11 protein-coding genes are annotated in these 11,901 nt (G+C 48.8%); 1 reads left to right on the top strand and 10 read right to left on the bottom strand.

Annotation, left to right across the window (positions count from 1 at the left end):
* Positions 1 to 204: 204 nt before the first annotated feature.
* From NSS82_RS01090 to NSS82_RS01045, 10 genes are all read right to left on the bottom strand, one after another.
* Complete coding sequence (locus NSS82_RS01090) at positions 205 to 1,155, bottom strand: ribose-phosphate diphosphokinase (protein ID WP_036687083.1); 951 nt, start codon at positions 1,153 to 1,155, stop codon at positions 205 to 207.
* 26 nt (positions 1,156 to 1,181) lie between these two features.
* The gene (hisJ, locus tag NSS82_RS01085) at positions 1,182 to 2,009 is read right to left on the bottom strand and encodes a histidinol-phosphatase HisJ (RefSeq protein WP_076272823.1); all 828 of its coding nucleotides are present in this window, start codon (positions 2,007 to 2,009) and stop codon (positions 1,182 to 1,184) included.
* A 13-nt stretch (positions 2,010 to 2,022) separates the two neighbouring features.
* Entirely contained in the window at positions 2,023 to 2,736 is a 714-nt protein-coding gene (gene hisIE, locus NSS82_RS01080; protein WP_036687080.1) for a bifunctional phosphoribosyl-AMP cyclohydrolase/phosphoribosyl-ATP diphosphatase HisIE, read from the bottom strand.
* Positions 2,733 to 3,491 (bottom strand): imidazole glycerol phosphate synthase subunit HisF, encoded by a 759-nt coding sequence (hisF, locus tag NSS82_RS01075; protein WP_076272824.1) that lies wholly within the window; start codon positions 3,489 to 3,491, stop codon positions 2,733 to 2,735. Before hisF ends, hisIE begins: the two co-directional genes overlap by 4 nt.
* A 1,182-nt stretch (positions 3,492 to 4,673) precedes the next feature.
* Entirely contained in the window at positions 4,674 to 5,411 is a 738-nt protein-coding gene (gene hisA, locus NSS82_RS01070; RefSeq protein WP_076126839.1) for a 1-(5-phosphoribosyl)-5-[(5-phosphoribosylamino)methylideneamino]imidazole-4-carboxamide isomerase, read from the bottom strand.
* 147 nt (positions 5,412 to 5,558) lie between these two features.
* Entirely contained in the window at positions 5,559 to 6,176 is a 618-nt protein-coding gene (hisH, locus tag NSS82_RS01065; protein WP_038568103.1) for an imidazole glycerol phosphate synthase subunit HisH, read from the bottom strand.
* Between the two features lies 1 nt (position 6,177).
* Entirely contained in the window at positions 6,178 to 6,786 is a 609-nt protein-coding gene (hisB, locus tag NSS82_RS01060; RefSeq protein WP_036687073.1) for an imidazoleglycerol-phosphate dehydratase HisB, read from the bottom strand.
* Entirely contained in the window at positions 6,773 to 8,083 is a 1,311-nt protein-coding gene (hisD, locus tag NSS82_RS01055) for a histidinol dehydrogenase (RefSeq protein WP_076272825.1), read from the bottom strand. Before hisD ends, hisB begins: the two co-directional genes overlap by 14 nt.
* Positions 8,084 to 8,121: 38 nt before the next feature.
* A complete protein-coding gene (hisG, locus tag NSS82_RS01050) occupies positions 8,122 to 8,760 on the bottom strand; it encodes an ATP phosphoribosyltransferase (protein WP_076272826.1) in 639 nt (212 codons plus the stop codon).
* A gap of 69 nt (positions 8,761 to 8,829) precedes the next feature.
* Entirely contained in the window at positions 8,830 to 10,047 is a 1,218-nt protein-coding gene (locus tag NSS82_RS01045; protein WP_076272827.1) for an ATP phosphoribosyltransferase regulatory subunit, read from the bottom strand.
* Between the two features lie 280 nt (positions 10,048 to 10,327).
* Between NSS82_RS01045 and gntK the strand changes: the two genes are divergently transcribed.
* Complete coding sequence (gene gntK / locus NSS82_RS01040; protein ID WP_076272832.1) at positions 10,328 to 11,857, top strand: gluconokinase; 1,530 nt, start codon at positions 10,328 to 10,330, stop codon at positions 11,855 to 11,857.
* The last annotated feature ends 44 nt before the right edge of the window (positions 11,858 to 11,901 follow it).

Raw genomic sequence — 11,901 nt, 5'->3', positions numbered from 1 at the left:
CTTCCTTATACTAACGAAAAATAGGAGGGCGGCGCCCTATGGGGTATGCCGGAGCTCCATCCTTAATCGCTATTCCGTTCCCTTATTGGGCGCGGGTATCTCCACACAGTATACCACATGTGACAGCGAGAATCTCAAGTTGAGAAAGACTCTACCACTCTGCTTACAACATCTTTTTTGACAAAAAATAAAAAAGACGGGGAATTAAATTCCCGCGTCTCTAAATAGCTTATCGATTGAACCACCCTCAAGGATGATGTGCGTAGCCTGGGCAAGCATCGGTGCAACAGATAATACCGTAAACCGACTTGAATGGTCATCAGGCAGTGCAATAGAATCTGTCGTAACCACTTCCTGAATAGAAGGATGGTCCAGCCGCTGTAGCGCGGGCCCTGAGAATAATCCGTGCGTCGCGCAGACAATACTGTCCTTCGCACCTCTCTCCTTCAGACCTTCTACCACATTCACAATGGTCGTCCCAGTATCGATCAGATCCTCAATAATGATTGGTGTCCGTCCCTCGACATCACCAATCACATGAGTGATTACCGATTCATTATGGGCTGGACGCTTCTTGATCATAATGGCAAAAGGTGAGTCCAGCTTATTCGCCAGCTTCTCAGCCATAGACGCACGCCCTGCATCCGGGGAAACAATGACCAGATCAGACATTGCCTTGGCTTTCAAATGGCTGCTGATCAAATCGAGTGCAGTCAGATGATCGACCGGAATGTTGAAAAAGCCTTGAATCGCCGCTGCGTGTAAATCGATAGTGATCACGCGGGTTGCTCCAGCGGTCGTCAGCACATCAGCCACCATCTTAGCCGAGATCGGCTCACGAGGTGCGGACTTCCGCTCCTGCCGAGCATATCCATAATACGGCACAATAATGTTCACTGTGCGAGCTGAAGCCCGTTTGGCAGCATCTATCATCACCAGCAGTTCCACGAACATCTCATTAATGGGATGCGAAAGGGATTGCACCAAAAATACGTCGCAGTTCCGGATGCTTTCTTCGTAATGAACGTAAATCTCGCCGCTCATGAAGCGGGTCAGCTTTATCTGCCCCAATTCAACACCAAGTCGCTCCGCAATATCAGCCGCTAACTTTGGATTCGACGAACCGGAAAAAATACGTAATTGTTGATGATGCATAATACCCTCCTGCGGATTATAAATTATTATAGTTTGAACTGAACAGTGGTACGGCGGCGTCCCTCAAATACAGCCAGCTCACGAAAACCAGTGTGCCAAAGCATGCTACGCGCCTCTTGCAGCCCGTCCCCCAGCTTGGCAGGATCATGTGCATCGGAGCCTAATGTCAGCGGTATGCCGAGCCTTAGGGCCTCCTGTAGCAGATGCTCTGCCGGGAACATCTCAGCGCAAGGCTTCGTAAGTCCGGAAGCATTCAGCTCCATGGTGATTCCACTATCCGCTATAACCTTTAAGGTCTCTAGCTCCAGCGCCTTCACCTCAGTCTTGCCCTCCGGTGTTTGTGGACCATAACCGAACCGTTTAATAACATCCATATGTCCTATAATATCATATAATCCCGATAACGCCGACTTCTTTACCGCATCGTAATAAAGACGATACACCTCTAGCGCATCTCTGCCTTCCCAACCATGAACCTGGCGGTGATCCGTAATATCCCACTCCCCAAGAAAATGCACAGAACCTATAAGATAATCCCATGGATACGGCGACAAAATCTCGCGGATTTGCTCTTCGTATCCTTCGATATAATCGGCTTCCAGCCCCACCCGCAGGTCTATGACTCCACGGTAACGCTCCTTTAGGGTCAGACATTCCTCCACATAACGAGGCAGCTCAGCCATTGGCATAGCCATTTCAGGATAATAGCTGGCGGGATCTACGTGGATGAGCGGCAAGTGGTCGGACAACCCCAGCTGCTGAAGTCCAAGCTCTATCCCGCGCTGCACATACTCCTCAAGCTTACCCACGGCATGGCCACAGCGTTCATGATGCGTGTGGTAATCAATATGCATCACTCAGTCCCCCTTAGTACTGATCCCGGCGTGGGCGTTCGTGACGGGTACTCAACTCTTCCATAATCTCATCCAGTGGAAGCTTACGTTCTTGCAGCAATACCAACAGATGATAGATCAGATCACTGACTTCAAGGCGCAGCTCGGCGTTATCTTTATTTTTGGCGGCAATAATGGTCTCGGAAGCTTCCTCGCCTACCTTTTTGAGGATCTTATCCACGCCTTTATCAAACAAATAAGTGGTATACGCGCCTTCCGGGCGTTCCACTTCCCGCTCAGCAATCACACGCTCCAGCTCACCAAGAACAGCAAAACGCTCACCATCTGTCAAACTAGACACTGGTTTCGAAGCATCTGTTGTTGGGTTATTCAAAGGAATCTCACGGAAAAAGCATGACGTAGCTCCAGTATGGCAAGCTGGTCCTTCAGGCACAACCTTCACGAGTAGTGTGTCGCTATCACAATCATAGGATATGGAGGTAATAGCTTGTGTGTTGCCTGAGGTTCCGCCTTTATGCCAAAGTTCGCTGCGTGAGCGGCTCCAAAACCAAGTCTGACCACTCTCCAGTGAAAGCTGTAATGATTCGGAGTTCATATAAGCAACCATCAGTACCTCTAAACTGCTAGCATCCTGAACAACCGTAGGCACCAGACCGGCTTCATTCCAGCGAATGCCTGCCAGAGCTTCTTTTTGGCTTATTGTTGTATTCTTTTGTGTTTCGCTCATCGGATTTCTACCCCTTTTTGCTTCAAATCTGCCTTTAAATCATTAATTGCAATCTCTTTATAGTGAAAAATGGTCGCCGCAAGTCCCGCATCGGCTTTCCCTTCCGTAAATACATCGTAAAAATGCTCCTTCTTCCCAGCGCCGCCAGAAGCAATCACAGGAATACTGAGCAAATCGCATACTGCCGAGGTTAGCTTCAGGTCGAAGCCGTCTTTTGTGCCATCTGCATCCATGCTAGTGAGCAAAATCTCGCCTGCGCCCAGCTTCTCAGCTTCTTTAGCCCAAGCCAGAGCACGGATGCCAGTGGGCTTACGCCCGCCATGAGTGTACACTTCCCATTCACCAAAAGCCACATTATATTTAGCATCTATCGCTACTACAATACACTGGGAGCCAAATCGGCGAGCACCCTCCAAAATTAACTGAGGATTAGTGATGGCTGCCGTATTAATGCCGATTTTGTCTGCGCCTGCACGAAGAATCCTTTTCATATCATCAGTTGTAGAGATCCCTCCACCCACTGTAAAAGGAATGGCAATCTCACCAGCGGTCTGCCGCACAACCTCGATCATCGTTGCTCTACCTTCTACGGAAGCCGATATATCTAGAAACACAAGCTCGTCTGCGCCCTCGCGGTCATACAGTGCCGCTAGCTCTACCGGATCTCCAGCATCACGTAGATTCACAAAGTTAACGCCTTTGACTACCCGTCCATCCTTAACGTCAAGACAAGGGATGATACGTTTTGCTAACATTATGAAATCCCCCTTTCTTTAAAAAGCGTTTCAAGCGCCTAAAGTGTGTCGGTCCCCCTAAAGCCCTCTTAGCCCAGGGGGAGCCCAAGGGCCGCTGCCCTTTGGAAACCTTGATTGTTGGCATGGCGGATCATAGCCCACACGGCTGAACCATAGCCCACACTACTGAACATGTGCTATGATCGCTAACCCCTTCGGGGCCACTTCCTAGATCCATAACACCTTCATGTTCCGCGGTTTTGACCCTTATGTGGTCGTAAGAGCTCGCGCCACCTGCAAGCCCACGAGTATTTAGTTGCACAACGTGCAGTTATTTTATCAGCCTTTTTGCAAGCCACTCTTTTAACTGCATTTCGTACAACTAAATCTGGGGATGAGCTTATAAATCAACTCATCTCTGAGTTATAGCTGCACGAAATACAACTAAATTAGCTAATCAGCTCTAAAAAGGAAAAATAGCTGTATAAAGTACACTTAAGTCCTCATCCGAGGAAAAACACCCTTCCCGCCGCCTAATTACGCCTATTGTAGCAGATTGTGCAGCGGGTTTTAGCTCTGTTTCATTTCGTGCAATAGTTTCCTGTAGAATCCACGAAAAGGAGATTTTTAACCAGTTTTGATTGTACAAAGTGAAACACATTAGCTAGTTGGGTTTGTTGCTTTATTGGTCAGCTGGTTTGTTTTAGCTCTTTTGTTGCTTTGTTGGTTTGTTGTTAAGCCCATTTGCTGGTTTACTTGTTTGGTCGTTTGTTCGTTTGGTCGTTTAAACTTTTGCTAGTTTGCTTCTCTGTGCGTTCATTTAATTATTATTAGTTACTCATTTACTGTTACGTCTATTTCTTTTATCCACTGCTCATTGGATTGCTCAACTGTTGTCTTTTTGTTCATTCGCTCGTCTATTAATTAGTTTGGTCATTGGTGATTTGCTACTTTATTCATTACACCTATTTCTTTTACCCACTGCTCATTGGCCAGTTCATCTATTGTCTTTTTGTTCATTCGCTCGTCTATTAATTTAGTTTGGTGATTTGGTGATTTGGTGATATGTGTTCACTACGTTACTGTTAAGTCTATTTCTTTAACCCACTGTTGGTTCTGTCTGTTTCATTGATCCACTATTCCTTGGCTAACCCATGTCGTCTTTTTGTTCATCCGCTCATCAATTAGCGCGTTCGCCCAACGCTACTTCTGCCCAAGCGCTCGCAAAGCTCCAGAAAGATCAATATTGCCCGTGTATAACGCCTTGCCAACAATAGCTCCACCTACACCACTGCCGCTGTGCACGTTCAGACGCAACAGATCATCAAGACTGGTGACTCCGCCGGAGGCGATCACTGTTTTACCACTGGCTTGCGCCATGGACAGGATACCGTCCACGTTCGGCCCCTGCATCATCCCGTCTCGGGAGATGTCGGTGTAAATGAACGTCTCGGCTCCTTTTGCCGCCAATTCTTTGGCAAGAGCTTCAGCACGAACTTCGGAAGTGTTCAGCCAGCCGTGTGTCGCAACATAACCGTTGCGCGCATCAATGCCGATCGCTACTTTATCGCCGTATTTTGCCAATACCTCTTCGGTAAAAGCATGATCGTTAATCGCAGCAGTACCAATAATAACGCGGCTAACGCCAAGTCCGAGCAATTTCTCTACGTCCGCAAGATTGCGAAGACCGCCGCCCACCTGCACAGGAACGTTAGCATTAGCAGCAATAGCCCCGATGATCGCATCGTTCACAGGATGACCTGCTTTCGCACCATCTAAGTCCACCAAATGAATGAACTTTCCACCTTGCTCTTCCCATGATTTTGCCACCTTTAGTGGACTATCATTGTATATCGTTTCCTGATTGTAATCCCCCTGCTGCAGCCTGACGCACTTTCCATCCCGGATATCAATCGCCGGATATACAATAAAAGAAGACATTTGGCGCTCCCCACTTTCGTTACATTATATTTATAGCGTGGCTTACGCCCGCTCTCTCTTAATCTTCAAGTATAAACGCCTTCGTCGTCCTTATAAGGACGGTAAGCGTTTAAGCGAGAAATATAAGGATAAAGTGTATTGTGAAACTTATACTTTCTTATATTTCAAAAAATTACCCAACAGCTTGATTCCCAGCTCTCCGCTTTTTTCCGGATGGAACTGCATACCGAACACATTATCTTGCCCGACAATAGCCGTGACTGGGTAACCATAATCTGTGACAGCCAGCAGATCACTCTCTTTTGCTACAAGCGCGTGATAAGAGTGGACAAAATACACATGCCCCTCCTCAAGGCCAACAAAAAGCGGATTCTCCGGCTGTCTAAAGCTGAGCTTGTTCCACCCCATATGCGGCACCTTATAGCCATCTCTAGGAGCGAACCGCACCACTGAACCCGAGAGAATATCTAGCCCCTCATGGCTGCCATGCTCTTCACCGGTGCTAAACAACAGCTGCATGCCAAGACAGATCCCAAGCAGAGGCTGCTCTCCAGCGGCTACCTGTTTGACGACAAGATCCAAACCATTCTCCCGCAGATGCCCCATCGCATCGCCAAATGCACCGACACCTGGCAGAATGACACTATCAGCAGCGAGAATTTGCTCGGCATCACCCGTCACTACACACTCATAACCGAGACGTTCTACCGCCTTGCTCACACTGTGCAGGTTGCCCATGCCATAATCGACGATTGCAACAGTCATCCTACAGCACTCCCTTCGTAGAAGGCACACCCTTCACACGTGGATCAATCAAAGTTGCCTCATCCAGCGCCCGTCCAAGCGCTTTGAATACAGCCTCAATCATGTGATGAGTGTTAGAACCGTAGTGTACGATAACATGCAACGTAATCCGTGCTTCGAGCGCGAACTTCCACAGGAACTCCTGAACAAGCTCCGTCGAAAAGCTGCCTACCTGCTGTGAAGGATAGGTTGCACGATATTCAAAGTGCGGGCGATTGCTGATATCGATCACAACCTGCGCCAAAGCTTCATCCATCGGTACAAAAACACTCGCATAACGTTTGATTCCTTTTTTATCACCCAGTGCTTCGTGCAGCGCCTGCCCTAGGCAGATCCCAATGTCTTCAACCGTGTGGTGGTCATCAATCTCGATGTCTCCACGCGCCTGTACAGACAGGTCAAATTGTCCGTGCTTCGTGAACAGATCCAACATATGATTCAGAAAAGGAACATCCGTCTCCAGCTCTGAAACTCCACTTCCATCTACATTAAGAGACAACTTTATATCCGTCTCGTTTGTTTTGCGGCTTAATCCAGCTTGGCGCAAGGCCTGTTCGTTATTGTTCTCCATATCCGTTTCCACCTTTTCCTTCGTTTTTGAGTCGAATCTCAATGGCTCGTGCGTGGCCTTCTAACCCTTCGCGGCGTGCCAGCTCTATAATGGTCTTCCCATCACGCAAGAGTGCTTCCTTACTGTAATAGATCAGACTTGATTTTTTAATAAAATCATCCACATCCACTGGTGACGAGAACCGTGCGGTCCCATTGGTTGGGATAATATGATTCGGTCCGGCAAAATAATCACCCACGGGCTCAGAGCTATACGCTCCCAGGAAGATGGCTCCAGCATTCTCAATGCTGCCTACGAGGCCCATAGGATCTTCGACAACAATCTCCAGATGTTCTGGTGCCAGTCTATTCACTACGGAGATCCCTTCCTCCATAGATTCCACAACAATGATCGCGCCGTAATTCTCTACGGAAGAACGGGCGATCGCCTGACGCGGCAGTTCTTGCAGCTGACGCTCCACTTCGGCCGCCACGCTATCCGCCAGGCTCTGCGATGGCGTGACCAGAATCGCCGAGGCCATCTCGTCATGCTCGGCCTGCGAGAGCAGATCCGCTGCGACATAAGCCGGCTCAGCGGTCTCATCTGCCAGCACGACAATTTCGCTGGGACCCGCGATACTGTCGATATCCACGGCGCCATATACCTCGCGTTTAGCCAGCGCAACGTATATGTTGCCGGGCCCACATATTTTATCTACCGGCGCTATGCTCTCCGTCCCAAAAGCCAAAGCAGCTACCGCCTGCGCTCCGCCCATACGGTAGATTTCATTCACACCTGCTTCTGCGGCAGCAACCAGGATATAAGGGTCAATCCCTTCTTTGCCGCCGGTGGATGGCGGAGTCACCATGACGATCTCCGGCACACCCGCGATCTGTGCTGGGATCACGTTCATCAGCACCGAAGAGGGATAAGCTGCTTTGCCACCAGGTACATATACCCCTACCCGCCTCAGCGGACGAATAATCTGCCCCAGAATCGTGCCATCCGGCTGCAAGTCCATCCATGAATTCCGTTTCTGTCTGGCATGGAACGCCCGGATATTGGCTGCAGCTGCTTGAATAGCAGATACGAAAGATTGCTCTACTCGGCCATACGCTGCCTGAAGTTCTTCCGGCGTTACCCGCAGTTGATTCGGCGTAAGTGCAACCCGGTCAAATTGCTCCGTATAGCGAAGAAGCGCCGTGTCTCCTTCTTTTTTAATGGCGGCCACAATTTCCTTTACCGCCTGATTTTGCTCTGGCGTACCATACTCCACTTCCCGCTCTAGCTTAAAGTCCTTGCTCGACACAACCTTCATCGCTGGTTCCTCCCTTTACCCCTAACATCTGTTGCCGCCTACCGCAAATTAGGTTGCCCTATAACTGCCTGTAGTCGGTCACACAGTTGCTGTATCTCTTCATTTTTCATCCGATAGCTCACACGATTCGCCACAAGGCGGCTTGTAATTTCGAATATACTCGTCATTTCGATTAATCCGTTGTCCCGCAGCGTTTGCCCGGTCTCTACCATATCCACAATACGATCGGCCAGACCAATCAGTGGTGCAAGCTCGATGGATCCATTCAGCTTCACGACCTCGACCTGTTGGCCCTGCTCCCTAAAATACCTTGAAGCTACATTCGGATATTTCGTCGCTACACGCTGCTGAATTCCCGGCTGCCAGTTCGGCAATCCGATGATCGACATCCGGCAGCGGGCAATGCCAAGATCAAGCAGCTCGTATACATCACGATCTTCCTCCAGTAAAACATCCTTGCCCACGATCCCAATATCCGCCACGCCATATTCTACATATGTAGGTACATCTACTGGTTTCGCCAATATAAACTCCATCCCTGCCTCAGGCAGCGGAATAACAAGCTTGCGTGATGCCTCACCGTCCGGTGGAATCGGAAGACCTGCCTGGCGGAACAGCTCAGCAGCCTTTTCGTAAATCCGGCCTTTTGGCATAGCCACCTTCAATATCTGTGCCATTGTTAAGTTGCCTCCTTTTCCATCTCCATGCAAAATTTATGTTAATCACTTTTTGTACTAGCGATATCCTCAGCCATGCTCACTTACAAAAGATACGAATGTATAGATCTCACCGTACCGTACACCCTCTGCTTCAACCGTGTCCGTATCCAAACGCTTCACCGTTTCAAGCTCTTCTGGACCTGCAGCAAGTCTAGTAACGACTGCATGACCCTTTGACCGCAGGCGTGTTGCCTCTTCCAAGCCTTCTTTTCTGCGAATCGCATCATATTGGATCAAAATAGGCAGCTCTTCCTCTTCGACCACTCCAGTTACACCATCCAGGATGCGATTCGTTTTTAAGGAAAATCCTGTGGATGGGATCGGACGCCCAAACTGTTGCAGCAGATTGTCGTATCTACCACCACTGCATACCGGAAATCCTAATTCCGCTGCATAACCTTCAAAAGTCATGCCTGTATAATAGGAAAAGTCCCCGATCATCGTCAGATCAATCAGTACATGCTGTGATACGCCGTAAGAGACCAGCACCTCCCACACCTTGCACAAATGATCAATCGAATGACGGGCGAGCGGATGATTGCTCAGCTCTAGCGCCTGTCCACAAATCTCCTTGCCTCCGCGCAGACGCAGCAGCCCATCCAGTTCGTTCTTCTGCGCTTCTGTAAGATCCAGCCGCCGTAAAGTCTCCCGGAAAGAAACATAGTCACGGCCCAGCAAATGACTTTTCAGCTCCTCTTGAGCCTCAGGCAGTTCAGGAAGTGCCTCTTGAAATAACCCATTCAGAAAGCCTACATGCCCCATAGCGATCTTAAAAGACTTCACACCCGCGGCTTGCAGCGAAGAAATAGCAAGCGCCACTACCTCCGCATCGGCCTCTGGTGAATCATCACCTACCAGCTCTACACCTGTCTGGAAGAACTCCGCTTCCCGCCCCGCTTCTTCCTCAATAGCACGGAATACATTCGCGTGATATGACAGACGCAATGGCAGTGGCTCATCCTTCAATAGAGAGGCAACAACACGGGCAACCGGGGCAGTCATTTCTGATCGGAGCACCAAAGCCTGACCACGATTGTTAAGTAATTTATAGAGCTTCTGGTCGGACGTAGAGCTAGCCACGCCAACTGTATCGTAATATTCCAACGTTGGAGTCATCATTTGCCGATATCCCCAGCGACTCATGCAATGCAGTACATCGTTCTCAATTTTGCGCAATTTCGTTACGGCCCGGGGCAGATAGTCCCGAACGCCAGACGGCTTCTCAAATCCCTTTGGTTTGGACATCTTCATTGTTCACCTCGTCAGTTATCATTAGTTACTGTTTATGTTTACTTTACTATGGTAAAGTGGTAGCAAATTAAAGTATTTTCAATATCGTATCATGTTCACTGCTTTTTCGTCAATCAAACCCTTAGTCGAGCGTTTGGCATTTTCTTTATTTTTGCCTCCCCGCTTATCGAATACTATAATGAGCTAATACGATTGTACTTCATAATTTTGTAATTGGTGTTCTAAAAATATACTTTCACCTAGAAAGAAGGGCTAACGCTTGACTAAATCCTATATGATTGGCGTTGATATTGGTACTACAAGTACAAAGGCAGTTCTCTTCGAGGAGAATGGAGCCATAGTTGCACAAGCTAATATGGGTTATCCCTTGCATCAACCCTCCCCTTCTATAGCGGAGCAGGACCCAGAGCAAATCCTACGTGCAGTTTTTCATACCATCTCTAATGTCATGCGGCAAAGCGCTGTATCTCCAGATAAGATCCTATTCGTCTCCTTCAGTTCAGCCATGCACAGTGTCATTGCGATTGATCAGCTGGGTAAACCACTTACTGCCTGCATCACTTGGGCTGACAACCGTAGTGCCGGGTCTGCACTTCGCCTGAAGAACGAGTTTAACGGACATGAGTTGTATTTGCGCACAGGAACGCCTATTCATCCTATGTCACCGATTACCAAGCTAATGTGGCTTCGGGAAGAGCAGCCTGAGTTGTTCCAACAAACCTATAAATTCATTTCTATAAAAGAATACATATTCGCTCGGCTGTTCGGCGAATACATCATTGATCATTCCATTGCCTCTTCTACAGGCATGCTCAACCTTGAACTTTTGGAGTGGGATAAAGAGGCCCTGGAGATAGCCCATATTTCACCAGATCAACTCTCACGGCTTGTTCCCACCACAGAGATCATGCAAGGCCTGCTTCCCGGTCTAGCAGAGGAGCTGTTACTGCTCCCGACGACACCTTTTGTCGTAGGAGCCAGTGATGGCGTCTTGTCCAACCTTGGCGTAGGCGCGATTAAACCCGGTGTAGTGGCTGCTACGATTGGAACAAGCGGAGCGATTCGCACCGTAGTGGAACACCCGCTTACCGACCCTAAAGGACGGACCTTCTGTTATAACTTAACCCCAAAACATTGGGTGATCGGAGGACCCGTTAATAACGGCGGTATGTTGTTCCGCTGGGTACGGGATGAGTTCGCTGCTTCTGAAGTCGAAACCGCCAAACGTCTTGGCATTGACCCTTACGAGGTTCTAACTCGCATCGCGGAACAAGTTCCGGCAGGTAGCGGTGGTCTTCTGTTCCATCCTTACTTAACTGGTGAACGGGCACCGCTGTGGAATCCTGATGCTCGTGGCTCCTTCTTCGGCCTTTCTATGAATCACCATAAGGAGCATATGATTCGCTCGGTACTAGAAGGCGTAATTTTCAATATGTATATGGTTCTGCTGGCTATGGAAGAGCAAATCGGGCGTCCTAGCAAAATTCTGGCTACAGGCGGCTTCGCCCGCTCCTCAGTCTGGCGGCAGATGATGTCTGATATTTTTGATCAAGAGGTCATCATTCCGGAGAGTATCGAAAGCTCCTGCCTCGGAGCAGTAGTGCTTGGTCTTTACGCAACGGGCCGTGTGGACTCCTTCGATGTTGTATTCGACATGATCGGCTCAACTTACCAGCATGATCCGATTGATGAACATACCAAAGTGTACAAGCAGCTGCTGCCGATTTATATTTCCGTCTACCGTAGTCTGGAAAGCCAGTATCAAGCTATTGCGGAGTTTCAGCGGGAACAGGCTGGAGAATAGACGAAAAATAAAAAGCGCCGGTCAACCCGCATATACGGGAGACT

It is taken from the genome of Paenibacillus sp. FSL H7-0735, assembly GCF_038008505.1.
GTDB classification, from domain to species: domain Bacteria; phylum Bacillota; class Bacilli; order Paenibacillales; family Paenibacillaceae; genus Paenibacillus_AQ; species Paenibacillus_AQ odorifer.
This window is presented reverse-complemented; position numbering and strand designations above follow the sequence as displayed.

What these genes read in the sequence shown, in the direction of transcription:
- hisG (WP_076272826.1), bottom strand. Translation starts at nt 8,760, where the DNA reads ATGGCACAGATATTGAAGGTGGCTATGCCAAAAGGCCGGATTTACGAA.
- gntK (WP_076272832.1), top strand. Translation starts at nt 10,328, where the DNA reads ATGATTGGCGTTGATATTGGTACTACAAGTACAAAGGCAGTTCTCTTC.
- NSS82_RS01090 (WP_036687083.1), bottom strand. Translation starts at nt 1,155, where the DNA reads ATGCATCATCAACAATTACGTATTTTTTCCGGTTCGTCGAATCCAAAG.
- hisB (WP_036687073.1), bottom strand. Translation starts at nt 6,786, where the DNA reads ATGGAGAACAATAACGAACAGGCCTTGCGCCAAGCTGGATTAAGCCGC.
- NSS82_RS01045 (WP_076272827.1), bottom strand. Translation starts at nt 10,047, where the DNA reads ATGTCCAAACCAAAGGGATTTGAGAAGCCGTCTGGCGTTCGGGACTAT.
- hisF (WP_076272824.1), bottom strand. Translation starts at nt 3,491, where the DNA reads ATGTTAGCAAAACGTATCATCCCTTGTCTTGACGTTAAGGATGGACGG.
- hisJ (WP_076272823.1), bottom strand. Translation starts at nt 2,009, where the DNA reads ATGCATATTGATTACCACACGCATCATGAACGCTGTGGCCATGCCGTG.
- hisA (WP_076126839.1), bottom strand. Translation starts at nt 5,411, where the DNA reads ATGTCTTCTTTTATTGTATATCCGGCGATTGATATCCGGGATGGAAAG.
- hisD (WP_076272825.1), bottom strand. Translation starts at nt 8,083, where the DNA reads ATGAAGGTTGTGTCGAGCAAGGACTTTAAGCTAGAGCGGGAAGTGGAG.
- hisIE (WP_036687080.1), bottom strand. Translation starts at nt 2,736, where the DNA reads ATGAGCGAAACACAAAAGAATACAACAATAAGCCAAAAAGAAGCTCTG.
- hisH (WP_038568103.1), bottom strand. Translation starts at nt 6,176, where the DNA reads ATGACTGTTGCAATCGTCGATTATGGCATGGGCAACCTGCACAGTGTG.